The organism is Streptomyces sp. NPDC045968, from assembly GCF_056430475.1.
Genome location: NZ_JBWKLF010000001.1, coordinates 622642 through 648400 on the forward strand (window position 1 = coordinate 622642; position 25759 = coordinate 648400).

Here is a 25759-nt window from a genome sequence, read left to right on the forward strand (position 1 = left end):
CGGGGCGGCTCACTTGAGCTGTCCCGCGGTGAAGTACCCCTCGTCGACGAGGAGCTGGGTGTTGGACTTGTCGATGGAGACGGGCTTCAGCAGGTACGACGGCACGGTCTTCACGCCGTTGTTGTAGTCGGTCACGTTGTTGACCTCGGGCTTCTTCCCGGTGAGGACCGCGTCGCCCATCTGTACGGCCTGCTTGGCGAGCTCGCGGGTGTCCTTGAAGACCGTCTGCGTCTGCTCGCCCGCGATGATCGACTTGATGGAGGCGAGCTCGGCGTCCTGGCCGGTGACGACCGGCAGGTCCCCGCCGCCGTACCCGGCGCTCTTCAGGGCCGAGATGATGCCGATCGAGATGCCGTCGTACGGCGAGAGGACCGCGTCGACCTTCTCGGTGCCGTAACTCTTGCTGATCAGGTCGTCCATCCGCTTCTGCGCGGTGCCGCCGTCCCAGCGCAGCGTGGTGGCCTGGTTCAGCTTCGTCTGCTTGCTGCGGACCACGAGCTGCCCGGACTCCAGGTACGGGGTGAGCACCTTCATGGCGCCGTTCCAGAAGTACTTGGTGTTGTTGTCGTCGGGCGACCCGGCGAAGAACTCGATGTTGAACGTCTCGCCGGAGTCCTTCTCCGGCTTCTTCAGCCCGAGACGGTCCAGGATGTACTGGCCCTGGAGCTCGCCGACCTTCTCGTTGTCGAAGGAGGCGTAGTAGTCGATGTACTTCGTGCCCGTGATGAGGCGGTCGTAGGAGATCACGGGGATCTTCGCGTCGTGCGCCTTCTGGAGGACGTCGGAGAGGGCGGAACCGTCGATCGCTCCGACGACGAGCAGCCGGTGTCCCTTGGTGATCATGTTCTCCAGCTGGGCGACCTGGTTCTCCACCTTGTCGTCGCCGTACTGGAGGTCGGTCTTGTAACCGGCCTTCTTGAACTGCGCGGCCATGTTCTGGCCGTCGGCTATCCAGCGCTCCGAGGCTTTGGTCGGCATGGCGAGACCGATGGTCCCGCCCTGTGCGTCATCGGCCCGGTACCGGCTGCCACCCCTGGCCTCCTGGCCGCAGGCGGTCAGAACAAGCCCCAGGGTGACGGCGGTTGCGGCTACGGCGGCTCCGCGTATACGCATCGTGTTCAGTGCCTCTCAGTGGTGCCGGGCAGGGCCGGGCTGGTCGGGAAGCGGTGCAGCTCGCCCGGCAGCCGGGAGCCGAGCGGCGACATGCCGCCGTCGGCGCCGTGCCGGGCGAGCAGGTCGAGTACGAGCCGGCCGCGGCGGACCCGCTCCCGCGCGGTGGCGAGCGCGAGCTCGCGCAGGTGCCGGCCGTAGGGGTAGATGCCGGGCGTCCTGCTGAGCCCGAACTTCAGGTAGAGCGGGGCGCCGCGCCGGATCAGCTCGGCGGCCTCGTACATCCGGACGTACCCGCCGAGGTCGTCCGGCGCCTCGACATACAGGTCGAGGGGTACGCGGCTGGCCCGCCGGATCTCCGTGAAGTGGGCGAGCGTCAGGTCGGAGGGCACGTTCACCGAGTCGGCGCCGAGCCGTTCCTGGACCTGTACGGCGGCCGGGTTCACCGCGCCGATCAGCGCGGACACCTTGAGCGTGGTGCCGGCGGGCAGCAGCCCTTCGTCCCGCATCCGGTGCAGGGTCCACAGGACCCCTTCGTCGGCGACGAGCAGGCACGTCACCCCCAGCTCGGTCGCCCTCACGGCATCCTCGACACAGCCGGCCAGGGCGTCGTGCCCACGGGCCCGCAGGCCCGCGCCGCCGGAATCCGTCCGTGTGGACGCGCCGGTGTCCCAGGTACCGCGCGGTCCGGTGAACAGGCACAGCTCGATGCCGCGTTCGGCGCAGCCCGCCACCATCTCGGTGATCTCGGCATCGGTGAGCATCCAGATGCCGCTGCCCTGGCTGATCCGGTGGACGGGGACGTCGAGTTCGGCGGCCTCCTTCAGGACGACGGAGAGCGCCTCCGGTCCCTCCACGGACGGGATCTCGGTACGCCAGCTGCCCCCGTCCGGGAAGGAGTGGGGCGAGGCGTCGGCGGGGGACAGGGCCGCGGCGCCGAGGCCGAGCGCGGTGAGCGCGGAGCCGCCGGGGCGGCGGGGGCCGGAGGGAGAAGCTGTGGCGTCGTTCACGGCTGGTCCTTCATATTCGATATTTCGGACATGGTTCGAAACGGTGGATGTACGCCGGTACGGAGGCCGTCGGCCGCCTCCGTACCGGCGTACGGATCAGGGCGGAGCCGTCACGGGCGCAGCAGCACCTTCCCGGTCTCCGGGTCCCCGGCGCCGACGAGGGCCACGGCCTCCGCGAACCGTTCCAGCGGGAACTCGTGGGTGATCAGCGGCGCCGGGTCGAGGAGCCCGGCGGTGAACGCCCGCACCGCGTACGACCAGGCCGCCGACGGCGCCCCGAACACGCTGCGCACGGTGAGCTGGCTCAGCGACAGATGCACCGGGTCGATCCCGACGGCCCCCGGGGCGAACATGCCCGTGAGCACCACGCGGCCGCCGCGCCGCGCCAGCAGACAGGCGTCGGCGGCGGTGGTCGCCGCCCCCGCGGTCTCCACGACCAGGTCGTAGCGGCCGCGCAGCTCCTCGGACCGCTTCGGGGTACGGGTGTCGCCCGCCCCGAACTCCAGCGCCAGGGAGGCCCGTTCCTCCCGTGGATCGATCACGGTCAGCTCCCCGGGCGACACGGCCGCCAGCAGCTGCACGGCGAGCAGCCCCAGCGTCCCCGCGCCCACCACCGCGACGCGCTCACCCGGCTCGGGCGCCCCGGCCCGCACCGCGGCGGCGACCACGGCGGCAGGCTCCAGCAGGGCGGCGGCCCGCAGATCGGCGTCGTCGGCCAGCGGGTGCAGCAGCCGGGCCGGGACCACCACATGGTCGGCGAAGGCGCCGGGCCGGGTGAACCCCGTCTCGTCGTACCCGGCCGTGCACAGCGAGGTCTCCCCGCAGCGGCACCGTTCGCACCGCCCGCACGCCCTGAATCCCTCCGCGACCGTCCGGCGGCCGGTCAGCGCCGGATCGACGCCCGGGCCCACCGCGTCGACGGTGCCGGACCACTCGTGCCCCGGCACCACCGGATAGCGGACATAGGCCGCGTCGCGATGACCGTCGTACACCTCGCGGTCGCTCATGCAGATCCCGGCCGCGGCGACCCGCACCCTGACCTCGCCGGGCCCCGGCTCGGGCAGGGGGCCCGTGGCGAGCCGGTGCTGCCCCGGCCGGTCCACGACCAACGAGCGCGAAAGGGGGCTCACTTGGGCTGCCTCTTCTCCCAGCCGTCCGCCCACAGGTCGAACCTGGCCTGCTGCTGCGGGAATTCGGCCGCGGCGTCCACGTCGAGCTCCACGCCGAGCCCCGGGGCGTGCGACAGCTCGAAGCAGCCGGTGGCGGGGTCGACCTGCGGTGCGCCCTTCACGACCTTCTTGATGTCGGCGTCGGCGAAGTCGTTGAAGTGTTCGAGGATCTTGAAGTTGGGCGTGCAGCCGGCCAGCTGGAGACTGGCGGCGGTCAGCACGGAGCCGCCCACGTTGTGCGGGGCGACCAGCGTGTAGTGGGTCTCGGCGGTCGCGGCGAGCTTGCGGGCCTCCAAAATGCCGCCGATGTGGCCGAGGTCCGGCTGGATGATGTCGGCGGCCTGCGACTCGAAGAGCTCACGGAACTCGATCCGGTCGTGGATGCGTTCGCCGGTCGCGATCGGCAGATCGACCTTCTCGGCGACCTTGCTCAGCGCCTTGAGGTTCTCCGGCGGCACCGGCTCCTCCAGCCACGCGGGCCGGAACGGCGCCATCTCGCGGGCGATCCGCACGGCGGTCGACGGGCTGAACCGGCCGTGCATCTCCAGCATCAGCTCGGTGTCGGGGCCGATGGCGTCCCGCACGGCCTCGATGAGGGACACCGCGTACCGGGTCTCCTCCTGCCCCAGCTCGAAGTGGCCCGTGCCGAACGGGTCGATCTTCAGCGCGCGGTAGCCGCGCTCCACGACGCCCTGCGCGGCCTTGTGGTAGGCCTCCGGAGTCCGCTCGGTGGTGTACCAGCCGTTCGCGTACGCCTTGACCCGGTCGGTGACCTTCCCGCCGAGCAACTGCCAGACCGGGACGCCCAGCGCCTTGCCCTTGATGTCCCAGCACGCCATCTCGACGACCGCGATACCGGACATGACGATCTCCCCGGCCCGCCCGTAGTCGCCGTACTTCATGCGGCGTACGAGATCCTCCACCGCGAACGGGTCGGAGCCGGCGATGTGGTTCGCGGACGCCTCGTGCAGATACCCCACCAGCGCGTCCGTGCGTCCGAGCATCCGGGTCTCCCCGACGCCGGTGAGGCCCTCGTCGGTGTGGACCTGGACGTAGGTGAGGTTGCGCCATGGTGTGCCGACGACATGCGTGCTGATTCCGGTGATGCGCACGGAAGACGCCTCTCGCTCTGTTCGATATTTCGTCACTCGTTCGAAATGCTGGCGTGACCGTAATGACGGGCCCGGGCACGTGTCAATGGTTCGCGCAAGTACGCTGACCCGCATGAGCGATCTCGGGGTGGGCTTCGGCTATCTGATGAAGGGTCAGCGCTGGGTGTCCCGGCATGGCCGGTGGTTCGGATTCGGTCTGCTGCCCGGGCTGATCACGCTGGTCGTATACGCGGGTGCGCTGATCGGACTCGGTTACGGCGCCGACGACTTCGTGGGCTGGGCGACCCCGTTCGCCGACGACTGGTCCTCGCCCTGGCTGGGCCTCCTACGCAACACCCTCGTCGTACTGGTCTTCGTCTTCGGCCTGTTCCTCGCCGTGATCACGTTCACCGCCGTGACGCTCCTGGTCGGCCAGCCCTTCTACGAGTCGCTCTCCGAGGAGGTCGACCGCAGCGAGGGCGGCGAGGTGCCCGAGTCGGGGCTGCCGCTCTGGCGCGAACTGTGGATCTCCGCAAGCGACTCCGTCCGCATCCTGCTGCGAGTCGCGCTGTACGGGGTGCTGCTCTTCGCCCTCGGATTCATCCCGGTCGCCGGGCAGACCGTGGTCCCCGCGATCGGCTTCTGCGTCTCCGGATACTTCCTCGCCCAGGAACTCACCTCGGTCGCCCTCCAGCGCCGGGGCATGGTCCTGGCCGACCGGCTCGCCCTGCTGCGCGGCCGGCGCCTGCTGGTCCTCGGGTTCGGCGTCCCCCTCGCGCTCTCCTTCCTCGTCCCGTTCGTCGCGGTGTTCCTGATGCCGGGCGCCGTGGCCGGAGCCACGCTCCTGGTCCGGGACCTGGCGGGGGTGCCAGGGGGCGTGGACCCGAACGCCGCGCGATCCCCGTACACCCTCGAAAAGGACTGAGAGCGGACCGTACCCATGACCGAGATATTCGCCGTCGCCGTCATCACCGTGCTCGCCGTCATCAGCCCCGGCGCCGACTTCGCGATGGTCGTACGCAACAGCTATCTGTACGGCCGTACGACCGGCCTCCTGGCCGCCACCGGAGTCGCCGCGGGCGTCCTCGTCCACGTCACGTACACGATGCTCGGCGTCGGCCTGCTGATCGCGTCATCGACTGCCCTGTTCACGGCGATCAAGCTGGCGGGAGCGGCCTACCTCGTCTACATCGGGGTCCGCACGTTCTTCGCCCGCGACGACCTCACCGTCGACCTGGCCTCGAAGCCCGAGCTGAGCCCGTTCGGCGCGCTGCGCGCCGGCTTCCTCACCAATGTGCTGAACCCCAAGACCACGCTCTTCGTCGTCTCCACGTTCACCCAGGTCGTCGGCCCGGACACGGCCGTCTGGCAGCAGGCGGGCTACGGACTGTTCATGTCCGTGGCGCACTTCGGCTGGTTCGGCCTGGTAGCGCTCTTCTTCTCCCACTCGCATCTGCGCACCGCGATGCTGCGCTGGCAGAAGGTCCTCAACCGCACCATCGGCTCCGTGCTCGTGGGCCTCGGCGTCACCCTGGGTCTGGCCCGCTGACGCCGTCCCGCCCGCCCCGCAGCAGCCGCAGGAAGTCCCGGAACGCCCCCGGCATGTCCACCGTGTCCGGGTCCAGCAGCCACTGGTACTGCAAACCGTCCATCACCGCCACCAGCAGCGTGGCCGCCCGCTCCGGAGTCAGCCCGCCCGGCAGCTCCTCGCCGTACTCGGCCCGGAGCGAGGCCGCCATGTCCGCGCGGACCTGCGTGTAGCGCAGGGTGAAGAACTCCCGCGCCGGGTGCTCCTCCGTCACGCTCTCGCCGAGCAGGGCCGAGAACGTCTGGACGATGGCGGGGCGCATCGCGTTGTACTCCACGAGCGAGCCCAGCAGTTCGAGCGGCCACGGGCCCTCGCCGCGGCTTCCGCCGCCGCCGGTGTCCCACCGGTCGCGGTCCTCCAGCACGGCGACGAGCAGCGCTTCCTTGGTGGGGAAGTAGTGCAGGAGCCCCTGCTGGCTGAGGCCCACCCGTTCGGCCACCGCGCTCAGGGTGGCCCCCCGGTAGCCGCGCTCGGCGATGACTTCGAGCGTGGCGCGGAGGATCTCCGCCCGCCGCTCCTCGCTCCTGGCCCGTACCATCGCCGGCCCCTTTCCGTGCGCATCGGCCCCTGTCAGCAGGACCGTACGGCATCCCAAGGGCGCACAGAGCTCGTGTGATAACGGAATGGTAACTAAAACTACCGGCCTACCTGGATCGACGTCACTATGGAGACCTTCGCAGTAACTCGACGAGGAGGTACGGCCGTGGCAGACGCGTCCACATCCAGCACGCCCGAGGCGGTCCGCGCGGCCGCGGTGGAAGCGGCGCTCGCCGCGCTCGGCCTCGACGACAAGGCGCGGCTCCTGGCCGGCCAGGACATGTGGTCGCTGCCCGCGCTGCCCGCGATCGGACTCCGGTCGCTCGTCATGTCCGACGGCCCGATCGGCGTCCGCGGGGTCCGCTCGACCGCCGACGACCCCTCCGTCGCCCTGCCCTCACCCACCGCCCTCGCCGCGGCCTGGGACCCCGCACTCGCCCGCCGGGCCGGCAGGCTGCTCGCCCAGGAGGCCCGCCGCAAGGGCGTCCACGTCCTCCTGGCGCCCACCGTCAACCTGCACAGGTCCCCGCTCGGCGGCCGTCACTTCGAGGCGTACAGCGAGGACCCCTACCTCACGGGCGAGATCGGCACCGGCTATGTGCGCGGTGTGCAGGAGGGCGGAGTCGGCACCACCGTCAAGCACTTCGTCGCCAACGACGCCGAGACGGACCGCTTCACCGTCGACAACATCGTCGCGCCGCGCCCCCTGCGCGAGCTCTACCTCGCGCCCTTCGAACGGATCGTCAAGAATGCCCACCCGTGGGGCATCATGGCCGCCTACAACCAGGTCAACGGCTCCACCATGACCGAGCACCACTACCTCCAGAACGCGGTGCTGCGCGGCGAATGGGGCTTCGACGGCTTCATCGTCTCCGACTGGCTGGCCGCCCGCTCCACCGTCGGCGCCGTCACCGGCGGCCTCGACGTCGCGATGCCGGGGCCCAGGACGGTCTACGGCGACGCGCTCGCCGCCGCCGTCAGGGCCGGTCAGGTCGACGAGGCGGTGGTCGACGGCGCCGTACGCAACGTCCTGCTGCTCGCCGCCCGCGTCGGCGTCCTCGACGGCGCCCCGCCCGTCGTCGACCCGGCCGACCACCCGAAGGGCATCGACGGCGCGGCACTGGCCCGTGAGATCGCCCGCCGCTCCTTCGTCCTCGTACGCAACGAAGGCGCCGCGCTTCCCATCCGTCCCGATGTCGTCCGCAAGGTAGCGCTCATCGGCGCCCTGGCCCGGGACGCCCGGGTCCTCGGCGGAGGCTCGGCCCAGGTCTTCCCCGACCACATCATCTCGCCGCTGGCCGGACTGACCGCCGCCCTCCCGGAAGACGTGATCGACTACCGCGTCGGCGCCGATCCGAACGACGAACTCACCGCCGCCGAGCAGGGCTTCGAGCTCAGAGCCGTCTGCTACGACCGGTCCGGCGCCGTCCTCGGCACGGCCCCGCTGCGCAGCGGCACCGTCCAGTGGGTAGGCGCCGACGTGCCGGACGGTGTCACCCTCGACACGCTCCACAGCGTCGAGGTGACCGGCACCTTCGTCCCGCGCGAAACCGGCGAGCACGTCTTCGGCACCCGTGGCACCGGCGCCCTCACCCTGAAGGTCGCGGGCGACACCCTGTACGACGGCGTGCACCGGGTCACCGGCTCCACCGACCCGGGCGAGGCGTTCTTCGGACACCCCGTGGAGCGCGGCCGGATCACCCTCACCGAAGGGGTCCCCGTCGAGGTCTCGCTCCGGCAGGTGCCCGACACACTCGCCGCCGACTCGCCGATCCCCGGCGTCTCGTTCTCGTTCGTCCACCTCGGTCCGCGCCGAGACCCCTCCGAACTGATCGCCGAAGCCGTCGAGGCGGCCCGCGCCGCCGACACCGCGGTCGTGGTCGTGGGCACCACCGAACAGGTGGAGTCGGAGGGCTTCGACCGTACGGACCTGGCGCTCCCCGGCCACCAGGACGACCTCGTGCGGGCGGTCGCCGCCGCCAACCCGAAGACCGTCGTGGTCGTCAACTCCGGCTCCCCGGTGGAGCTTCCGTGGCGGGACGACGTCGCCGCCGTGCTGCTCAGCTGGTTCCCGGGCCAGGAGGCCGGGCACGCGCTCGCGGACGTCCTGCTCGGCGTGGACGGCGCCGAACCGGGCGGCCGGCTCCCCACCACCTGGCCGGCCACCCTCGCCGACGCCCCGGTCCAGGGCACCGCCCCCACCGGCGGCGAACTCCACTACGACGAGGGCGTCTTCATCGGCTACCGGGCCTGGGAGCGCGCCGGCGCGGCCCCCGCCTACCCCTTCGGCCACGGCCTCGGCTACACCACCTGGGCCTACGAATCCCTGCACACGACACCCGAGTTCGCGACCGTCCGCCTCCGTAACACCGGACCGCGCCCCGGCGCCGAGACCGTCCAGATCTATCTGGCACCGGAGACGGAGACCGCAGGGCGTCCGGTCCGCCGGCTGGCCGGGTTCGCCCGTGTCGAGGCGGCGCCGGGCGAGACGGCCGAGGTCACGGTCCCGCTGGACCGGCGGGCGTACGAGATCTGGGACGAGACCGCCCGCGGATGGCGGCTGATCCCCGGCACCTACCAGGTGCAGGCGGCCCGTTCCGTCGCCGACATCCGGCTGTCCGCCCCGGTGGAGGTCAAGGAGTAGGCACCGGCCTCCCGTGGGCGGAGAAGCCCCTCCGCCCACGGGACCGGCACACGGATCAGCGCACCGAGAAGCCGTACACGGTCGTCGACACGTACTCCTCGCCCGGCCGCAGCACCGTGCTCGGGAACTCCGGCCGGTTCGGCGAGTCCGGGAAGTGCTGGGTCTCCAGCGCGATGCCCGCACACGGCCCGAACGGCCGCCCCTCGAAGTGATCGGCGGTGTACAGCTGCATCCCCGGCTCCGTCGTACGGACCGTCAGCACCCGCCCCGATCCCGGCTCGTACAGCTCGGCCGCGACCCCGTCGTCCGTGGTCCCGTCGAGCACGTAGTTGTGGTCGTACCCCGGGCCCACCGGCCGCGGCTCGCGGAAGTCGAAACGGGTCCCGTCCACCGGGGTGAGCTCGCCCGTGGGCAGCGACGCGCCGTCCACCGGGGTGATCCGCCCGGCCGCGATCCGCAGCTCGTGCCCGAGCGCGCTCGTACCGTCCGCGCCGGTCAGATTCCAGTACGTGTGGTTCGTCAGGTTCACCACCGTGGGCGCGTCCGTCGTCGCCCGGTAGGCGATCCGCAGCGCCCCGCCGGCGTCCAGGCTGTACGTCACCGAGACCGCGAGCCGCCCCGGGAAGCCCTCCTCGCCGTCCTCGGCCACCAGGGAGAGACACACACCGTCCGGGACCTCCCGGGCCTCCCACACCCGCTTGTCGAAGCCCCGCGCCCCGCCGTGCACATGGTTGCGGCCCTCGTTCGGCGTGACCTGATGGGCCGTGCCGTCGAGTACGAAACCGGCACCCGCGATCCGGTTCGCGTACCGCCCGACCAGGGCCCCGAAGTAGGGCCCGGAGAACTCCTCGTACGCCGCGAGATCCGGCAGCGCCAGCGCCACCGGCCCCCGGACACCGTCCCGGCCGGGCACCTCGACCGACTGGACGATGCCGCCGTACGTCAGCACGCGCACCCGCGTGCCGTCCCGCTCCAGGGTCCAGCGCCGGACGGCCGTGCCGTCGGCGAGGGCGGAGTAGTCCTCCGCGTGTATGTGCGTGCCGGTCGCACCCGGCGTGTCCGTCGTACCCGTCGTCATGATCAGGGACCCTACGCGGGGGGCCGGGCGGAGGTGACATTGCGGTAAGCGATTTCTGCCAGCCGGGCCTGGCCGTCGCGGCCGGGGTGGAACCAGTCCCACTGGCTGAGCTGCTTCCCGGTGAACCGGTAGTCGAAGACCGCCCCGCCGTCGTACCGGCAGCGCGCGTCCTTCGCGCAGACGTCCTCCAGGACCCGGTTGTACGCGATCACCCGCTTCCGTACCGTGTCCCGCCGCGCCACGGCCGCCGCGTCCATGTTGTCCGCGTCCCCCAGCATCGACCGGCAGATCCCGAGCTTCCAGATCTGCTTGCCCAGCTCGTTGGTGCGCCCCGTCGACCAGAGGCGCTTCAGATCCGGCACGCTCGACACGTACACCTGCGCCTTCGGAGCGCCGGCCCGCAGCTGCCGCATCGACGCCTCGAACGAGGCCCGGAAGTCCGTCACCGGGGTCATGAGCCGCGCCGAGTCCCGGCACGCGTCGTTGGCGCCGATCATCACGGTCACCAGGTCCGGCTTCTCCTGCGCCGCCAGCGCCATCTGCTCCGGGAGCCGCGCCATCCGGGCACCGGAAACGGCGTGGTTCCAGCTGTGCGAGGCCGCCCTCGACGGCCCGAGCAGCCGGACCGCGAGGCTGCGCACCCCGCTGTCCGTACCGGTGGCCCAGGAGACCTCCGGGCAGTCGGCCAGCACCGCGCAGGCGTCGAAGCCACGGGTGATGGAGTCCCCGACGGCGGCGAGCGAGGCCGGCGTGCGGTCCCAGAGCGGCGCCGCCGCGGGGGAGGCCCGGCGCGGACCGTCCGAGCCACGGGCCCCCGGACCATCGGAGCCGCTGGAACACCCCGCGAGCGCGAGGCCCGCGGCGATCGGGACCGCCGCCACCGCGGCAACGGCGGTGCGCCCGCGACGGCGTGACGAACGGTCCGGCATTCCTTGGTCCTCTCCGGTCGAAGCCCCTGGTTATGCCGCTGGTCATGCCTCCGGCAAACCCCTGCGGTGCAGGTGGCGGGCCCGCGCGCCCTGCCGGGTGAAAGCTGTGCGAATCATGGGCCCGGGACCGACGGTACGTCACACGCCCGGCCCCGGCGCACGGTAGCTTTTCCCCGTCGGCCCAGTGGAGCCCTGCTCACCGCGTACATATGGGTGGCTCCGGTAATTTACATCTCGTCACATACTGTCCCTTTTCAGGAGATTCACTCCCGATGCTGTTTACTGATGACAACCTCGGGAGCCGACCGGGAAGAGGCGGTACGGGCACGAGGCCGCTGGGCAAGGCGAACTTCGTCCCACACTGGAGGTCCCGGTGACGACACGTGGAGTTCTGTACGTTCACTCCGCACCGCGCGCGCTGTGCCCACATGTCGAATGGGCGGTAGCGGGCGTCCTCGGTCTGCGGGTCCAGCTCGACTGGATCAGACAGCCGGCCGCCCCCGGCACCTGGCGGTCCGAATTCTCCTGGCAGGCCCGGCCTGGCACCGCATCGGAGCTGGCGTCGGCGCTGCGGGGCTGGGATCTGCTGCGCTTCGAGGTGACGGCCGAGCCGTCCGCGACGGCCGAGGGTGAGCGCTACAGCTCCACGCCCGGACTGGGCATCTTCCACGCGGTGACCGGCATGCACGGCGACATCCTGATCCCCGAGGACCGGCTGCGGGCCGCGCTCGCCCGGTCCGTGCGCGGTGAGACGGACCTGGAGGCGGAGGTCGCCAAGCTGCTGGGCAAGCCGTGGGACGACGAACTGGAGTCCTTCCGCCACGCGGGCGAGGGCGCGCCGGTGCGGTGGCTGCACCAGGTGGTGTGACCCTTCGGGGCCCCCGCGCCTGAGAGCCCGCGCAGCGCGAAAAGCCCGCCCCCCCGTACCGGGGAAGCGGGCCTCCGCAAAGCGTTCGTACGCGCCGGTCAGACCGACCGGAACGCCAGCACCACGTTGTGCCCACCGAACCCGAACGAGTTGTTGATCGCGGCGATCGACCCCTCCGGCAGCGGTCGCGGCTCGTCGCGGACGACATCCGCCTCCACCGCGTCGTCGAGGTTCTCGACGTTGATCGTCGGCGGCGCCATCCGGTGGTGGAGTGCCAGCACCGTGGCGACGGTCTCGATACCGCCCGCGCCACCCAGCAGGTGACCCGTCATCGACTTCGTCGCGGAGATCGCGACATGGTCGAGGTCGTCGCCCAGGACCTTGCGCAGGGCCTTGATCTCGGCGACGTCACCCTGCGGGGTCGACGTGGCGTGCGCGTTGAGGTGCACGATCTCGGCCGGCTTGAGGTCCGTCGCGTCGAGCAGGTTCTGCATCGCGGCGGCGATCCCGCGCCCCGTGGGCTCGGGCTGGGCGATGTGGTGCGCGTCCGCGGACAGACCCTGGCCCACCACCTCGCAGTACACCTTGGCGCCCCGCGCGGCGGCGTGCTCCGCGGACTCCAGGACGACGACGCCCGCGCCCTCACCGAGGACGAAGCCGTCACGGCCCGTGTCGTACGGGCGCGAGGCCTTCTCGGGCTCGTCGTTGCTCTTGGACATCGCCATCATGTTGGCGAACGCCGCGATCGGCAGCGGGTGGATGGCCGCCTCGGTACCACCGGCGAGGACCACGTCGGCACGGCCGGTGCGGATCATCTCGACGGCGTACCCGATGGCCTCGGCACCCGAGGCGCAGGCGGACACGGGGGTGTGGACACCGGCCTGGGCGTTGACCTCCAGGCCGACGTTGGCCGCCGGGCCGTTGGGCATGAGCATGGGAACGGTGTGCGGGGAGACGCGGCGTACGCCCTTCTCCTTCAGCACGTCGTACTGGTCGAGCAGGGTGATCACGCCGCCGATACCGGAGGCGATGACCGAACCGAGCCGCTCGGGACGGATCTTCTCGTCCTCACCGGCCTTGCCGGTGTAACCCGCGTCGGCCCACGCCTCGCGGGCCGCGATCAGCGCGAACTGCGCCGAGCGGTCCAGCTTGCGGGCGAGCGGGCGGGGCAGGACATCGCCCGGGTCGACCGCCGCGAGTGCGGCGATCCGGACGGGCAGCTCCTCGAAGCGCTCGCCCTCCAGGGGCTTGACGCCGGAACGGCCGGCCAACAGGCCTTCCCAGGTCGATGCGGTGTCGCCACCCAGCGGAGTGGTTGCGCCGATACCGGTGACGACCACGGTGCGATTGGTCGGGCTCACTGGAAAATCTTCTCCACGTGTAGAGGGTCGTGAATCAGCGGCGCCACCGCCGGGTGGCGACACACGAACCGGGCTGGATCAGCCCTGGTTCTTCAGGATGTAGTCGGCAGCGTCGCCGACGGTCTTGAGGTTCTTGACGTCGTCGTCGGGGATCTTGACGTCGAAGCGCTCTTCGGCGGCGACGACGACCTCGACCATGGACAGCGAGTCGACGTCCAGGTCGTCGGTGAAGGACTTGTCCAGCTGGACGTCCTCGACGGGGATACCGGCGATCTCGTTGACGATCTCGGCGAGACCGGTGACGATCTCTTCCAGAGTGGCGGCCATGTGGCGCTCCTTCGGTGGTTTTCTTCAGGGTTCGGGCGTACGGACCGGAAGGTCCGGTGTGCCTAGGGGAGGGTAACGACCGTCGCGGCGTAGACGAGACCCGCCCCGAAGCCGATGACGAGCGCGGTGTCGCCGCTCTTCGCCTGACCGGTCGCCAGGAGCCGCTCCATTGCGAGCGGGATCGAGGCGGCGGACGTGTTGCCGGTGGTCTCCACGTCACGGGCGACCGTGACGTGCTCCGGCAGCTTCAGGGTCTTCACCATCGAGTCGATGATCCGCATGTTGGCCTGGTGCGGAATGAAGACGTCCAGGTCTTCCGGAGTGATCCCGGCCGCTTCCAGCGCCTGCTGGGCGATCTTCGCCATCTCGAAGACGGCCCAGCGGAAGACCGCCTGGCCCTCCTGCGTGATGGCGGGGAACTTCTCCGGACGCTCGGTGTGGAATTCGTCCCACGACACGGTCTGCTTGATCGTGTCGGACTTGTCGCCCTCGGAGCCCCAGACGGTCGGCCCCATGGCCGGTACCTTCGAGGGGCCGACGACGACCGCGCCGGCGCCGTCACCGAACAGGAAGGCCGTCGCGCGGTCCTCCAGGTCGGTGAGGTCGCTCAGCCGCTCGACACCGATGACGAGCACGTACTCCGCCGAGCCCTCGATGATCATGCCCTTGGCGAGCGTCAGGCCGTAGCCGAAGCCCGCGCAGCCGGCGGAGATGTCGAAGGCGGCGGGCCTGCCCGCGCCGATCTTGTGGGCGATCTCGGTCGCGACGGCCGGGGTCTGCTTGAAGTGCGAGACGGTGGAGACGATCACTCCGCCGATCTGCTCGGGAGTGATCCCGGCGTCGGCGATCGCCTTGCCCGCCGCCTCGACGGACATCGCGGACACGGTCTCCTCGTCGGAGGCCCAGTGGCGGGTGGCGATGCCGGAGCGCGAACGAATCCACTCGTCGGACGAGTCGATCGTCTCGAGGATCACCTCGTTGGGCACGACACGGGTGGGGCGGTAGCCGCCGACACCCATGATGCGTGCGTACGGGGCGCCCTTGCTGGGCTTGATCTTCGACATGCTCTCGGGCTCCTTAGGCGCCTGCGTGCTCAAGCATGAGCGCGCGGGCCGCGTCGAGGTCGTCGGGGGTCTTGAGCGCCAGGGTCGCCACGCCGGGCAGCGCACGCTTGGCGAGACCGGTGAGGGTTCCGCCGGGGCAGACCTCGATCAGTGCCGTGACACCGAGCTGCTGGAACGTTTCCATGCACAGGTCCCAGCGGACCGGGTTGGCGACCTGGCCGACCAGCCGCCTGATGACCTCGGTGCCGGTGGCGACGGTCTTGCCGTCGGCGTTCGACACGTACGTCACGGTGGGGTCGGCGACGGTCAGGTCCACGGCGGCCGCCCGCAGCTTCTCCACGGCCGGAGCCATGTGGTGCGTGTGGAACGCGCCGGCCACCTTGAGCGGCACGACCCGCCGTACGCCTTCGGGCTTGTCCTCGGCCAGCGCGGCGATCTGCGCGGCGGTGCCCGCGGCGACGATCTGGCCGCCACCGTTGACGTTGGCCGGGGTCAGCCCCAGCTTCTCCAGGTGCGGGACCGTTACGGCAGGGTCGCCGCCCAGGAGCGCGGCCATGCCCGTCTCGGTCACCGCGGCGGCCTCGGCCATGCCGAGCCCGCGGGTGCGTACGAAACGGAGCGCGGCCTCGTCGCCGATGACACCGGCGAGGGCGGCGGCGGTGATCTCACCGACGCTGTGACCGGCGACGACACCGGGCGAGGCGTCGAGTGCCGCGGCCGACAGGAGACCCGCGGCGACCAGCAGCGGCTGAGCCACCGCCGTGTCACGGATCTCGTCCGCGTCGGCCTTCGTGCCGTAGTGGGCAAGGTCGAGCCCGATGGCGTCGGACCAGGCCGCGATGCGGTCGGTGGCACCGGGGAGGTCGAGCCAGGGAGTCAGGAAGCCGGGCGTCTGAGCGCCTTGGCCGGGAGCGACGAGTACGAGCACCCTCACACTCTCTCTTGTGGACGGTCCCGGGCGCCCGTGGGGACAGGGACGAAGAACCGTCGGGGGAATTGTTGAAGTCCGACAAAAGTCTAGGACTGGAGATCTCCGGCGGCCAAGCGCCCCAGGATCAGGGCGATCCGCAGCGTGAACGCCGACCGCACGTCGGACGGTGACCAGCCGGTGACGTCGGTCACACGTCGCAGCCGGTAGCGCACGGTGTTGGGGTGCACGAACAGCATCCGGGCGGCGCCTTCGAGGCTGCTCGCCTGTTCCAGATACACACTCAGCGTCTCCAGGAGGGCCGAACCCGCTTCTTCGAGCGGTCTGTAGATCTCCTCCACCAGCTGGTCCCGCGCGGCAGGGTCTCCCGCCATGGCGCGTTCCGGAAGAAGATCGTCCGAGAGTACGGGACGCGGCGCGTCCTGCCAGGCTGAACACGCCTTGAGTCCCGCTGCCGCCGCCTGGGCGGACCTGGTGGCTGCCAGCAGGTCCGGCACCACGGGCCCGGCGACGACGGGACCGGCCGCGTAGGGGCCGATCAGCGCCTTGGCGACGTGCAGCGGGTTGTCGCTGCCGCCCGCGATGACGACCAGGCGGTTGCCGAGCACCCCGGTGAGGACCTGGAGCTTCGCGTGCCGGGCGGCCCGGCGGATCGCCTCGACCGTCAGCTCGCTGTCCCCGTCGGGCGCGGTGCCCAGCACCACGCAGACGTGTTCGGGGGAACTCCAGCCCAGCGCGGCGGCCCGGGACACGGCGCCCTCGTCGGCCTCGCCGGACAGCACCGCGTTGACCACCAGCGATTCCAGCCGGGCGTCCCACGCGCCCCGCGCCTCCGCGGCCTGCGCGTACACCTGGGCGGTCGCGAAGGCGATCTCCCGGGCGTAGACGAGCAGGGCCTCGCGCAGGACCGATTCGTCGCCGGGGGCCGCAACCTCCTCGATCGCGGTCTCCATGACCTCGATCGTCGTCCGCACCATCTCGACGGTCTGCCGCAGGGTGATCGCCCTGGTCAGCTCGCGCGGGGCCGTGCCGAACACATCGGTGGAGATGGCCTGCGGGGTCTCCGGGTGCCGGAACCACTCGGTGAAGGCCGCGATACCCGCCTGGGCGACCAGGCCGATCCAGGACCGGTTCTCCGGTGGCATCGCCCGGTACCACGGCAGCGTCTCGTCCATGCGGGCGATCGCGTTCGCGGCCAGCCGGCCGGAGGACTGCTCCAGCCGCTTCAGGGTCGCGGCGTGCAGATGGGCTTTGTTCGCAGCGGGCTGCTCAGGATCGGGTCGGGGCACGGACACAAGACTGCCTTATCAGGGCGGCGGGACGGAGGGGCGGGCTAACGTGAGCACGTGATGGACGTACGCCGCTCCGGCGACCGCTTCCGCGGCGGGGACCCGGCCCCGGGAGTCTCCGCGGGGATCGAGACCCTGCACGCCTTCTCCTTCGGGCGTTTCTACGACCCCGGCAATCTGCGCTTCGGGCCGGTCCTGGCCTGCAACGAGGAGCGCCTCGCGCCCGGTGCGGGCTTCGGCGAGCATCCGCACAGCCACACCGAGATCGTCACCTGGGTGGTGGAGGGCGAGCTGACCCACCGCGACACGGCGGGCCACGCCACCGTCGTCAGGGCCGGTGACCTCCAGCACCTCAGCGCGGCGGCAGGCGTCCGCCACATCGAACGCAACGACTCCGAACACCCGCTGACGTTCATTCAGATGTGGCTGGCGCCCCTGTCCCCGGGCGGTGAACCCTCGTACGCGATCGTCCCCGGCATCGCCGACTCCACTCCCTACGCACTCCCCGCGGCCGGCGCGATGCTCCACGTCCGCAGGCTGGCCGAGGGGGAGCGCACCGCCGTGCCGGACGCGGTGGGGGTGTACGTGCACGTGGTGAAGGGTGATGTACGGATCGGGGGCGAGGAGCTGGGGCCGGGGGACTCCGCGCGGATCACCGGCTCGGAGGGCCTGGACGTGCTCGCCGCCACGCCGGCCCAGCTGCTCCTCTGGGAGCTCAGCGCCGCCTGACGGCCCGGGGCGGCCACCGGGGCGCCCGGCTCACCGCCCCGCGGTCTCCGCGAGCACCGCGTCCGTGAACGCGGGCCACACCTCGGCCGCCCACGGCCCGAAGGCCCGGTCGGTGAGCGCGACGCAGGCCACGCCGGCCACCGGGTCGATCCACAGGAACGTACCGGCCTGCCCGAAGTGCCCGAAGGTCCCCGGGGACGAGGAGGCGCCCGTCCAGTGGGGCGACTTGGAGTCACGGATCTCGAAGCCGAGGCCCCAGTCGTTGGGGTTCTGGTGGCCGTAGCCCGGCAGGACGCCCTTCAGGCCGGGGTGGACGACCGTCTGCGCGGCCAGCACCGTGCGCGGGTCCAGCAGCCGGGGCGCCTGCACCTCCGCGGCGAACCGCACCAGATCCTCGGCGGTCGAGACGCCGTCCCGGGCGGGCGAGCCGTCCAGGGTGGTCGACGTCATGCCCAGCGGCTCCAGGACGGCCTGGCGCACGTACTCCGGGAACGGGATGTCGGTGGCCTTCGCGATGTGGTCCCCGAGCACCTCGAAGCCCGCGTTGGAGTACAGCCGGCGGGTGCCGGGCGCGGCTGTCACCCGGTGCTCGTCGAAGGCGAGGCCGCTGGTGTGCGCGAGCAGGTGCCGCACGGTGGAGCCCTCGGGTCCGGCCGGTTCGTCCAGCTCGACGGCCCCCTCCTCGTACGCCACCAGCGCCGCGTACGCCGCGATCGGCTTGGTGACGGAGGCGAGCGGGAAGCGGTGTGCGACCGGACCGCGCGTACCGAGTACGGTGCCGTCCGCCCGTACGACGGCTGCCGCCGCGGTGGGGACGGGCCAGTTGTCGATCATCTCCAGGCTCTGCATGGTGGTGAGCCTAATCCGAAACTCGTGACCGATTGTGCTTGCTTCGAGTGCACTCCAAGGTTCTAGCGTGGAGGGCATGACGGTGACGATGGAGAGCACTTCCGAACGGACGGCTGTCTGCGCTGCGCCCCCCAAGGCGTATCCGCGACCCGAGGGTCAGGACCGCTACACGATCAGCGAGGTCGCCGCCTTCACCGGCCTCACGGCACACACCCTGAGGTGGTACGAGCGGATCGGGCTGATGTCGCACGTCGACCGCTCGCACACCGGTCAGCGCCGGTTCACCAACCGGGACCTGGACTGGCTGGGCTTCGTCGGCAAGCTCAGGATGACCGGGATGCCGGTCGCCGACATGGTCCGGTACGCGGAACTGCTGCGCGAGGGCGAGCACACGTTCGAGGCCCGGCAGGAGCTGTTGGAGGCGACCCGCCGCGACGTACGGACGCGGATCGCGGAGCTCCAGGACACGCTCGCCGTACTCGACTTCAAGATCGACTTCTATGCGGGCGCCCGCCGGGCGCCGGAAAGGCCCAGTGCCTGATGACGGACAACAAGATCGCCACGGTACGGCTCGGCAGCGACGGCCCGCAGGTCGGCGTGCAGGGACTCGGCTGCATGGGCATGAGCGAGTTCTACGGCGAGACCGACGAGGCCGCCGCCCGCGACACCCTGGAAGCGGCGCTGGAGGCGGGGGTCACCCTCTTCGACACCGCCGACGTCTACGGGCGCGGCGCCAACGAGGAGTTCCTCGCCCCCTTCGTCGGGGCGCACCGGGACGAGATCACGCTGGCCACGAAGTACGCCATCGAGCGGACCGACGACCCGCACTACCGCGGCGTGCGCAACGACCCCGCGTACATCAGGCAGTCCGTCGAGGCCAGCCTGCGCCGGCTGAACACCGAGGTCATCGACCTGTACTACATGCACAGGCGCGACCCGGCCGTGCCGCTGGCCGAGTCGGTCGGCGCCATGGCCGAACTGGTCCGGCAGGGCAAGGTCAAGCAGCTCGGCCTGAGCGAGGTGACCGGCGCCGAGCTCCGCGAGGCACACGCCGTGCACCCGATCGCCGCCCTCCAGTCGGAGTGGTCGCTGTTCAGCCGGGACGTGGAGCGCAGCGCGGTCGGCGCGGCGGTCGAGCTCGGGGTCACGGTCGTGCCGTACTCGCCGCTCGGCCGCGGCTTCCTGACCGGGGCGTTCGCGGACGCGGGCAAGGATCTGGCGGAGGGCGACTTCCGGAAGTTCCAGCCCCGCTTCACCGGTGAGAACGCGAAGACGAACGCGGCGCTCCTGGAACCGGTGCACAAGATCGCGGCGGCGCACGGGGCGACGGCCGCGCAGGTCGCCCTCGCGTGGGTGCAGCAGCGGGCGCAGGTGCACGGGCTGACCGTGGTGCCGATCCCGGGGACCCGTAAGCGGAGCCGGCTGCTGGAGAACGCCGGGGCGACGCGGCTGACGCTGACGGGGGAGGAACTGGCTCTGCTGGAGCCGATCGCGGAGCAGGTGGCGGGGCATCGCTACCTGGACATGAGCAGCACGTCCGCGGCGCGCGAGTAGGGACTGCGGCTCGCTCGTCCTCGATCGCCGGAGATCAAGCCCGTCCGGCGATCGAGGACCGGGGTCCGGGGCGGAGTCCCAGGGATGCCGGGGATGCCCCGGTCTCCCGGTCACGCCAGTCGTAGCGCGAACACCGCGAACCCCGCCGCCAGCGCCCCCGCGGCCACCCGCCGTGCACCCGCGGCGCCCGTGCCCGTCTCCCACGGCGCCTCGAACCGCCGCGCGTACCGCGCGATCAGCACCAGCAGCCCCGCGAACACCGGCATCCAGGCCAGCCGGGCCAGAATCCAGCCGACCGTGTCCGGACCGGTCGTCAGCCCCGGCAGCGCACCGGCGAACGAGGCCGGCACGGCCGCGGCCAGCATCGCCGTCTGGTGCCAGCACAGGATCGTCATCGCGGAGAGGTTGATGACGACCACCGGCGCCCACGCCAGCGGCTTGCGCAGGAACCGCGCGATCCGGTCCCGCAGCAGGATCGCCGCCCCGCTCTGCGCCGCCGCCAGGGCGAGGACCAGCAGGGACGGCGGATGCGAGTTGGTGCGCGCCTCGCCCGGTACGCCGACCATCGAGGCCGGGTAGTGGAAGGCGAACAGCAGCACGGCGAACAGGACGCTTCCGCCGACGAGCAGCAGCCGGCCGCCCCGCTTACCGATCCGTCCCTCGCCCCAGGACACCCCCAGCTGATAGGCGAAGAGCCAGCCCGGCAGGATGTTCAGCAGGCTCAGCCAGGACGGCACGGCGTCCGCGTACGGCCCGTACCGCAGGAAGTCCACGACGGCGACGGAGGCGAGCAGCGGCGCCGCCGCCCAGCCGCCGAGTCTCTTCGCCACGCGTACGCAGTACGGGGTGAGGGCCGTGACCACGGTGTACACCCCGACGAACCAGAGCGGCTGGATCACCAGCGTCGACGCCGTGTGCAGGGTGTCGCCGGGCACCCCGAGCCCGTACAGAACGGGGATCATCGCCGCCCAGACGGCGGTCACCCCGAGCACCGGCCGGCCGAGCCGGGCCAGCCGCCCGCGCAGCCAGTCACCGGTGGTGGACTTCCGGCGGCGGTACGAGAGCACGGAGGCGTACCCGCCGACCAGGAAGAAGATGCCGAGCATCTGGAGCACCCAGCTGAGCGGGGCGAAGAAGCCGAACGTGGCGAGCGGGCTCGCGTTGTGCAGGGCGCCCCCGCTGTCGAGCGTGAGGCCGCCGAGCAGCCAGTGCCCGGCGGGGACGGCGAGCAGGGCCAGGGCGCGCAGACCGTCGATCGCGCGGTCGCGGTGGGAGGGGGTGCGGGCGTCGATCCGCGCCGCGAGCTGCTCGACGCTCATCGGGTCACCCCTTCGGCGATGGCGGCGAAGGAGCTGAGCGAGTCCGTCCCCGGGGCGAAGTAGCCGGTGTGCCCCTCGGCGTCCTTCGTGGGTACGGGCCGGGCGCCGAACTCGGGAGCGGCGGGATCGGTGCCGTGCCCCAGACCGGCGATCTCGACGTTCGGTACGTCGTCGATCCAGTCGGTGGCGTCCTTGGCCGCCCAGACCCGGGCATCGGTGTGCAGCTCGGCGACGCTGTCGGCGCGCATTCCGGGGGACCCGACGGCGACCAGGTCGCTGGCCCGCAGCCGCGGCGCGGCCAGGCCGCACACCACGGAGCCGTAGCTGTGGCAGAACACGGCCGGCGCGGGCACGGAGTCGGCCGCGAGCCCGTCGGCGAACCGGGTCAGCCGCCCGGCCCCGGCCTCGGCGAGCCTGCCGCTCGCGGCGTCGACGCCCACACCGACGGGGGTCGTGTAGCCGGCCCAGGCGATCACCGCACTGCCCGGCCCGGTCTCGGCGTACAGCGACTTCGCCATGCCCGACGGAGTGCCGTACACATCATGCGTACGGTCGAAGGTCCCCGCGTCGATGTCCGAACCCGGCACCACCACGGACACCCGCCGCGCCGACCTCAAGTCCCCGAACACCTCGGCGACTTGACCGCGGCCCCGGGGATCGAAGGCGAGGATCTGCCGGCCTTCGCCCTGGAGATGCGTGTACCGCGGGTCGTGACCGGCCTTCAGCGCGAGGGAGTTGGCCCGGTAGCGCAGCTCCACCGGAGCGCCGTCCAGGTTGCCGACCACCAGCGGATGCCGGTTCACCAGCTGCTGCTGCTCCGCTCCGGTCAACCCCCGGAAGAACCGCCCGACTTCGGCCGGCGTCGCCCGCGCCGGATCGGGCAGCTCCCGCCCCAGAACGCCGTCCGCACTCCAGGCCGCGCTTCCCGGCGGCGGCCCGGTCAGGGCGTGCTGGGCGTCCCCCGACACCCAGCCCGCGCTTCCGGCGACCACGGTGGTCGCCAGTGCGACCGCGACCAGGGTCCTCGCGTAACGGCGCATCTCGCCCTCCCTCTCCGGCTGTCGCACGCCGCTCGGCGTGCCGGAGAGGAAGGTAGGAAGAGAGTGGGTGCGGTGGCGTCACACCACGGAGCCATGTGCGAAGTGATACCGGGGTAGGGGGTGTACGGGTCCCTACGCCCCCGGAGCCACCAGCCCCGATTCGTACGCGAAGATCACGGCCTGGGCCCGGTCCCGCAGGTCCAGCTTGGCCAGCACCCGCCCGATGTGCGTCTTCACCGTCTGCTCGGCCAGCACCAGCCGTTCCGCGATCTCCTGGTTGGAGAGGCCCCGGGCGATCAGCTCCAGTACCTCGGTCTCACGCGGCGTCAGCCCGTTCAGCCGGAGCGCGGGGCCGCTGCGGGTGGTACCGGACGGCCGCTGGAGCGCGAAGTCGGCGATCAGCCGCCGGGTCACGGACGGGGCGAGCAGCGCGTCCCCCGCCGCCACCACCCGTACCGCCGCGATCAGGTCGGCGGGCGGCGCGTCCTTCAGCAGGAAGCCGGACGCGCCGGCGCGCAGCGCCTCGTACACGTAGTCGTCCACGTCGAAGGTGGTGAGCATCAGCACCTTCGGACGGTGGATCACGCCCACGGGCGGGTTCAGCAGCTCCCGGGCCGCCGCCAGCCCGTCCATCTCGGGCATCCGGACATCCATGAGCACCACGTCAGGATGCTGGTTCCGGCTGACCTCGACGCCCTGGCGCCCGTCCGCCGCCTCACCCACCACGTCGATGTCGCTCTGTGCCGCGAGCAGCGCCGCGAAGCCCGCGCGCACCATGGCCTGGTCGTCGACGATGATCACGCGGATGGTCACGAGTCCTCCGAGGTCAGGGGCGCGTCCAGGGGGAGCCGTGCGGCCACCCGGAACCCGCCGTCCGGCAGCGGACCGGTGTCCAGCGTGCCGCCGGTCAACCGTACGCGCTCGCGCATACCGACCAGCCCGTGTCCCGTCCCGCCCGTCTCCAGGGGCGAACCTGGCTGCTCCGCACGGTCGTTGACGACCACCACCGTCAGATGACCGTCCCCCGATGTGATCGACACCCGGGCCCGCGCCCCCGGCGCGTGGCGCACCACGTTCGCCAGCGCCTCCTGCACGATGCGGTACGCCGAAAGCTCCACCGCCTGCGGTACGTCCCCGCGCCCCGCCGCCTCCACCACCTCGGTGGCCAGCGACAGTTCGGCGGGCAGCCCCGCCCGTACCGTCGCCTCCACCAGCGCCTGCACCCGGCCGAGCCCGGGCTGCGGCGCCCGCTCGCCCTGCGTACCGTCGCTGCGCAGCACCGACAGCAGCCGCCGCATCTCGGTCAGCGACTCCCGGGCGCTCGCCGCGATGGAGCCGAACTCCTCGCGCGCCTCCTCGGAGAGCCCGCTGATCCGGTACGGGGCGGAGTCCGCCTGGACCGTGATCACCGACATGTGGTGCGCGACCACGTCGTGCAGCTCACGCGCGATCCGGGTCCGCTCCTCCAGGAGCGTGCGCTGAGCCCGCTCGGCCTCGCTGATGGTCTCCTGCTCGACGAGCCGCCGCTGGGCCTCGCTCCGTTCCCGTACGGCCGTCCCGATCACCAGCACCACCGCGCCGAGGGTGAACAGGAGCAGCGCGCTGCCGTCGCTGCGCCCCGGGTCGACCGTGTGCAGGGCCAGCCCGGCGGCGCCCGTCGCCAGCCACACGCAGAACACGGTCCCGCGGGTCTCGCGCAGGCCCAGCGCCAGCAGGACGAAGAGGTAGCCGATGATGACCGGCGGCGTCCATGGCCAGACGTCGTACTTCTCGACCGGATGGGCCAGCAGGACGCAGGCGCCCACGATGTCGGCGGGGAAGATGATCCACCAGGCCTGCAGGGGCCGGTGCGCCAGCATCAGCAGCGGCGCGGCCTGTGCGACGGCGAGCGCACCCGCCACACCGCCGCCCACCCCGTACTGCGTGGTCAGGACGTTGATGGTGACGGGGACGAAGGTGGCGGCCAGGGCGATGACGACACCGTACGGAAGCAGCCGTTGCCACAGTCTCGGGGCGTCGGCGAGGAGCGGGGTGGGCGGATGGGACGCGTGGGACAGCCCGTGGGCGAGCTCGCGCAGATTGCGGCGGGCGGCGCTCAGCAGGCCGTCGGCGGGCGGCGGCGGCCCGGCGGGTGCAGTGGACATGGCCTGCCCACCCTAGGCAGCCAACCCGTCCGGCCACGTCATACCGGAGTGCCGATCCGCTGCCGCGCGGGTCGTACCGGGGTACGGGGTGCCGCATCCGGCACCTCCGTACCGCTACAGCTCCGCGAGCAGCTGCGCCTTCTTCGCGCCGTACTCGTCATCGGTGACCAGGCCGGCCTGGTGCAGTTCTCCCAGGTGCCTGATCCGCTCGGCGATGTCCGCCGGATCGCGCCGCCCCGCGCCGACCAGGGCGACGGGCGCCGTCGCGGGCGACGCCTGACGGCGGCGTACGGACTCCAGTACGGCGGCGGCGAACGGCAGCGACTCGTGCACCGGGCCGTAGCCGAGACCGAAGACGACCGCCGCCGGGTCCTGGTCCGCCTGCGTGGGACGGACGGCAGACCGGAGACCCTGCGCACCGCCCGCCCCGCCGTACGCCGCACCGGGCGCGTCCACCGCTACGGAGTCCGCCGCCGTGCGCGGCACGAGCCGCAGGTAGCCGTCGAAGGCCTCGGGCGAGCGCCACTCGACGCCGCTCAGCTCCCCGACCGGAAAGGTCTGATCGCCCGCCTTCCACTTGGCGCTGGACGCACCGGTCCAGAACCACCGGAAGGAGATCCGGTCACCGTCGAAGCTCGCGCGGCCGTCGTACGCCTTGAAGTTCATGGGGGCCTCGGGCGCCGCGACCATGAACCGGTCGGCGGGCCGTGCCGCGTCCGGCCCCAGCAGGGCGCGCAGCTCGTCCGCGTAGTACTCGGCGAGCACCTCGCGTTCGGCGGGAAGCACCAGCCGGTACGGATCGCAGCCGTCCTTCAGCTGTCCGGCCGCGGCCTCCAGCAGTGGATCGGCACCGGGCCTCGGCACCGCGCGCAGAACCACCGTGCCCCGCTTGCCGGGGTTCAGCGTCACCGAAGACAACGCCGCGTGCGGTACGCGACGTTCACGCAGGCTCTGGAAGAGCTTCGGCGTGCGGATACCCCGTTCGAAGCGGATGAGCACGGAGTCGGTGTCGAACTCCCAGGTGGCATGAATTCCGGCCAGCACATCACCCATGTGCCTCATCGTATGCGGCACCGGCTCCCACGTCCCCCCTCGATGCGAGCCGCAATGCGGCCGAGGTACCGCGCTCTA

Annotated in this window: 25 protein-coding genes; 7 read left to right on the top strand and 18 right to left on the bottom strand. The window is 71.7% G+C overall.

What is annotated here, in order from left to right:
• Positions 1 to 9 precede the first annotated feature (9 nt).
• The 4 genes from chvE to AC07FA_RS02645 all read right to left on the bottom strand — a co-directional run bounded on the left by chvE (position 10) and on the right by AC07FA_RS02645 (position 4401).
• The gene (gene chvE / locus AC07FA_RS02630; protein ID WP_479072840.1) at positions 10 to 1113 is read right to left on the bottom strand and encodes a multiple monosaccharide ABC transporter substrate-binding protein; all 1104 of its coding nucleotides are present in this window, start codon (positions 1111 to 1113) and stop codon (positions 10 to 12) included.
• Between the two features lie 5 nt (positions 1114 to 1118).
• A complete protein-coding gene (locus tag AC07FA_RS02635; protein WP_479072841.1) occupies positions 1119 to 2120 on the bottom strand; it encodes a hypothetical protein in 1002 nt (333 codons plus the stop codon).
• Between the two features lie 110 nt (positions 2121 to 2230).
• Entirely contained in the window at positions 2231 to 3250 is a 1020-nt protein-coding gene (locus tag AC07FA_RS02640; RefSeq protein ID WP_479072842.1) for a zinc-dependent alcohol dehydrogenase, read from the bottom strand.
• Positions 3247 to 4401 (bottom strand): mandelate racemase/muconate lactonizing enzyme family protein, encoded by a 1155-nt coding sequence (locus AC07FA_RS02645; protein ID WP_479072843.1) that lies wholly within the window; start codon positions 4399 to 4401, stop codon positions 3247 to 3249. Before AC07FA_RS02645 ends, AC07FA_RS02640 begins: the two co-directional genes overlap by 4 nt.
• Positions 4402 to 4513: 112 nt before the next feature.
• Between AC07FA_RS02645 and AC07FA_RS02650 the strand changes: the two genes are divergently transcribed.
• Both AC07FA_RS02650 and AC07FA_RS02655 read left to right on the top strand, forming a co-directional pair.
• On the top strand, positions 4514 to 5305 hold the full coding sequence (locus tag AC07FA_RS02650; RefSeq protein ID WP_479072844.1) for an EI24 domain-containing protein: 792 nt from the start codon (positions 4514 to 4516) through the stop codon (positions 5303 to 5305).
• A gap of 15 nt (positions 5306 to 5320) precedes the next feature.
• Positions 5321 to 5929, top strand: coding sequence for a LysE family transporter (locus AC07FA_RS02655; protein WP_479072845.1), 609 nt, complete (start codon positions 5321 to 5323; stop codon positions 5927 to 5929).
• Here the strand turns inward: AC07FA_RS02655 and AC07FA_RS02660 are convergent.
• Entirely contained in the window at positions 5907 to 6506 is a 600-nt protein-coding gene (locus AC07FA_RS02660; RefSeq protein ID WP_479072846.1) for a TetR/AcrR family transcriptional regulator, read from the bottom strand. The two genes, AC07FA_RS02655 and AC07FA_RS02660, sit on opposite strands and share 23 nt — an antisense overlap.
• A gap of 126 nt (positions 6507 to 6632) precedes the next feature.
• Between AC07FA_RS02660 and AC07FA_RS02665 the strand changes: the two genes are divergently transcribed.
• The gene (locus tag AC07FA_RS02665) at positions 6633 to 9149 is read left to right on the top strand and encodes a glycoside hydrolase family 3 protein (protein WP_479072847.1); all 2517 of its coding nucleotides are present in this window, start codon (positions 6633 to 6635) and stop codon (positions 9147 to 9149) included.
• Between the two features lie 55 nt (positions 9150 to 9204).
• On the opposite strand, the gene AC07FA_RS02670 is transcribed toward AC07FA_RS02665, so the two are convergent.
• Entirely contained in the window at positions 9205 to 10227 is a 1023-nt protein-coding gene (locus tag AC07FA_RS02670; RefSeq protein ID WP_479072848.1) for an aldose epimerase family protein, read from the bottom strand.
• Between the two features lie 11 nt (positions 10228 to 10238).
• The gene (locus AC07FA_RS02675) at positions 10239 to 11156 is read right to left on the bottom strand and encodes an SGNH/GDSL hydrolase family protein (RefSeq protein ID WP_479072849.1); all 918 of its coding nucleotides are present in this window, start codon (positions 11154 to 11156) and stop codon (positions 10239 to 10241) included.
• 373 nt (positions 11157 to 11529) lie between these two features.
• Between AC07FA_RS02675 and AC07FA_RS02680 the strand changes: the two genes are divergently transcribed.
• The gene (locus AC07FA_RS02680) at positions 11530 to 12024 is read left to right on the top strand and encodes a DUF3145 domain-containing protein (protein WP_185301098.1); all 495 of its coding nucleotides are present in this window, start codon (positions 11530 to 11532) and stop codon (positions 12022 to 12024) included.
• Positions 12025 to 12122: 98 nt separating this feature from the next.
• On the opposite strand, the gene fabF is transcribed toward AC07FA_RS02680, so the two are convergent.
• The 5 genes from fabF to AC07FA_RS02705 form a co-directional block, all read right to left on the bottom strand.
• Positions 12123 to 13385, bottom strand: coding sequence for a beta-ketoacyl-ACP synthase II (fabF, locus tag AC07FA_RS02685; RefSeq protein WP_479072850.1), 1263 nt, complete (start codon positions 13383 to 13385; stop codon positions 12123 to 12125).
• Between the two features lie 78 nt (positions 13386 to 13463).
• Positions 13464 to 13712 carry an acyl carrier protein gene (locus AC07FA_RS02690; RefSeq protein ID WP_479072851.1) on the bottom strand — a complete coding sequence of 83 codons (249 nt, stop codon included), beginning with the start codon at positions 13710 to 13712 and terminating at the stop codon, positions 13464 to 13466.
• A gap of 62 nt (positions 13713 to 13774) precedes the next feature.
• Positions 13775 to 14776: a beta-ketoacyl-ACP synthase 3 gene (locus AC07FA_RS02695; RefSeq protein ID WP_479072852.1), complete on the bottom strand. Its 1002-nt coding sequence runs from the start codon at positions 14774 to 14776 to the stop codon at positions 13775 to 13777.
• A 13-nt stretch (positions 14777 to 14789) separates the two neighbouring features.
• On the bottom strand, positions 14790 to 15704 hold the full coding sequence (locus AC07FA_RS02700; RefSeq protein ID WP_479072853.1) for an ACP S-malonyltransferase: 915 nt from the start codon (positions 15702 to 15704) through the stop codon (positions 14790 to 14792).
• Positions 15705 to 15793: 89 nt separating this feature from the next.
• The gene (locus AC07FA_RS02705; RefSeq protein ID WP_479072854.1) at positions 15794 to 16993 is read right to left on the bottom strand and encodes a PucR family transcriptional regulator; all 1200 of its coding nucleotides are present in this window, start codon (positions 16991 to 16993) and stop codon (positions 15794 to 15796) included.
• 57 nt (positions 16994 to 17050) lie between these two features.
• Here AC07FA_RS02705 and AC07FA_RS02710 point away from each other — a divergent pair, with 57 nt between their 5' ends.
• Complete coding sequence (locus AC07FA_RS02710) at positions 17051 to 17722, top strand: pirin family protein (protein ID WP_479072855.1); 672 nt, start codon at positions 17051 to 17053, stop codon at positions 17720 to 17722.
• A 30-nt stretch (positions 17723 to 17752) separates the two neighbouring features.
• Here the strand turns inward: AC07FA_RS02710 and AC07FA_RS02715 are convergent, their stop codons facing one another.
• Positions 17753 to 18571 carry a serine hydrolase domain-containing protein gene (locus tag AC07FA_RS02715; protein ID WP_479072856.1) on the bottom strand — a complete coding sequence of 273 codons (819 nt, stop codon included), beginning with the start codon at positions 18569 to 18571 and terminating at the stop codon, positions 17753 to 17755.
• Between the two features lie 76 nt (positions 18572 to 18647).
• On the opposite strand from AC07FA_RS02715, the gene AC07FA_RS02720 reads away from it, so the two are divergent.
• The gene (locus tag AC07FA_RS02720; RefSeq protein WP_479072857.1) at positions 18648 to 19112 is read left to right on the top strand and encodes a MerR family transcriptional regulator; all 465 of its coding nucleotides are present in this window, start codon (positions 18648 to 18650) and stop codon (positions 19110 to 19112) included.
• Positions 19112 to 20125 (top strand): aldo/keto reductase, encoded by a 1014-nt coding sequence (locus AC07FA_RS02725; protein WP_479072858.1) that lies wholly within the window; start codon positions 19112 to 19114, stop codon positions 20123 to 20125. Before AC07FA_RS02720 ends, AC07FA_RS02725 begins: the two co-directional genes overlap by 1 nt.
• A 110-nt stretch (positions 20126 to 20235) precedes the next feature.
• Here the strand turns inward: AC07FA_RS02725 and AC07FA_RS02730 are convergent, their stop codons facing one another.
• The 5 genes from AC07FA_RS02730 to AC07FA_RS02750 form a co-directional block, all read right to left on the bottom strand.
• On the bottom strand, positions 20236 to 21444 hold the full coding sequence (locus AC07FA_RS02730; protein WP_479072859.1) for an acyltransferase family protein: 1209 nt from the start codon (positions 21442 to 21444) through the stop codon (positions 20236 to 20238).
• Positions 21441 to 22484: an alpha/beta hydrolase gene (locus AC07FA_RS02735; RefSeq protein WP_479072860.1), complete on the bottom strand. Its 1044-nt coding sequence runs from the start codon at positions 22482 to 22484 to the stop codon at positions 21441 to 21443. The genes AC07FA_RS02730 and AC07FA_RS02735 overlap by 4 nt, the downstream gene beginning before the upstream one ends.
• Before the next feature lie 132 nt (positions 22485 to 22616).
• The gene (locus tag AC07FA_RS02740; RefSeq protein ID WP_479072861.1) at positions 22617 to 23297 is read right to left on the bottom strand and encodes a response regulator; all 681 of its coding nucleotides are present in this window, start codon (positions 23295 to 23297) and stop codon (positions 22617 to 22619) included.
• Positions 23294 to 24628, bottom strand: a complete 1335-nt coding sequence (locus tag AC07FA_RS02745; protein ID WP_479072862.1) for a sensor histidine kinase — start codon at positions 24626 to 24628, stop codon at positions 23294 to 23296. Before AC07FA_RS02745 ends, AC07FA_RS02740 begins: the two co-directional genes overlap by 4 nt.
• A 114-nt stretch (positions 24629 to 24742) precedes the next feature.
• The gene (locus AC07FA_RS02750; RefSeq protein ID WP_479072863.1) at positions 24743 to 25681 is read right to left on the bottom strand and encodes a DUF4429 domain-containing protein; all 939 of its coding nucleotides are present in this window, start codon (positions 25679 to 25681) and stop codon (positions 24743 to 24745) included.
• Between the last annotated feature and the right edge of the window lie 78 nt (positions 25682 to 25759).

What these genes read in the sequence shown, in the direction of transcription:
- chvE (WP_479072840.1), bottom strand. Translation starts at nt 1,113, where the DNA reads ATGCGTATACGCGGAGCCGCCGTAGCCGCAACCGCCGTCACCCTGGGG.
- AC07FA_RS02650 (WP_479072844.1), top strand. Translation starts at nt 4,514, where the DNA reads ATGAGCGATCTCGGGGTGGGCTTCGGCTATCTGATGAAGGGTCAGCGC.
- AC07FA_RS02655 (WP_479072845.1), top strand. Translation starts at nt 5,321, where the DNA reads ATGACCGAGATATTCGCCGTCGCCGTCATCACCGTGCTCGCCGTCATC.
- AC07FA_RS02660 (WP_479072846.1), bottom strand. Translation starts at nt 6,506, where the DNA reads ATGGTACGGGCCAGGAGCGAGGAGCGGCGGGCGGAGATCCTCCGCGCC.
- AC07FA_RS02665 (WP_479072847.1), top strand. Translation starts at nt 6,633, where the DNA reads ATGGAGACCTTCGCAGTAACTCGACGAGGAGGTACGGCCGTGGCAGAC.
- AC07FA_RS02670 (WP_479072848.1), bottom strand. Translation starts at nt 10,227, where the DNA reads ATGACGACGGGTACGACGGACACGCCGGGTGCGACCGGCACGCACATA.
- AC07FA_RS02675 (WP_479072849.1), bottom strand. Translation starts at nt 11,156, where the DNA reads ATGCCGGACCGTTCGTCACGCCGTCGCGGGCGCACCGCCGTTGCCGCG.
- AC07FA_RS02690 (WP_479072851.1), bottom strand. Translation starts at nt 13,712, where the DNA reads ATGGCCGCCACTCTGGAAGAGATCGTCACCGGTCTCGCCGAGATCGTC.
- AC07FA_RS02695 (WP_479072852.1), bottom strand. Translation starts at nt 14,776, where the DNA reads ATGTCGAAGATCAAGCCCAGCAAGGGCGCCCCGTACGCACGCATCATG.
- AC07FA_RS02715 (WP_479072856.1), bottom strand. Translation starts at nt 18,571, where the DNA reads ATGCAGAGCCTGGAGATGATCGACAACTGGCCCGTCCCCACCGCGGCG.
- AC07FA_RS02720 (WP_479072857.1), top strand. Translation starts at nt 18,648, where the DNA reads ATGACGGTGACGATGGAGAGCACTTCCGAACGGACGGCTGTCTGCGCT.
- AC07FA_RS02725 (WP_479072858.1), top strand. Translation starts at nt 19,112, where the DNA reads ATGACGGACAACAAGATCGCCACGGTACGGCTCGGCAGCGACGGCCCG.
- AC07FA_RS02730 (WP_479072859.1), bottom strand. Translation starts at nt 21,444, where the DNA reads ATGAGCGTCGAGCAGCTCGCGGCGCGGATCGACGCCCGCACCCCCTCC.
- AC07FA_RS02735 (WP_479072860.1), bottom strand. Translation starts at nt 22,484, where the DNA reads ATGCGCCGTTACGCGAGGACCCTGGTCGCGGTCGCACTGGCGACCACC.
- AC07FA_RS02745 (WP_479072862.1), bottom strand. Translation starts at nt 24,628, where the DNA reads ATGTCCACTGCACCCGCCGGGCCGCCGCCGCCCGCCGACGGCCTGCTG.
- AC07FA_RS02750 (WP_479072863.1), bottom strand. Translation starts at nt 25,681, where the DNA reads ATGGGTGATGTGCTGGCCGGAATTCATGCCACCTGGGAGTTCGACACC.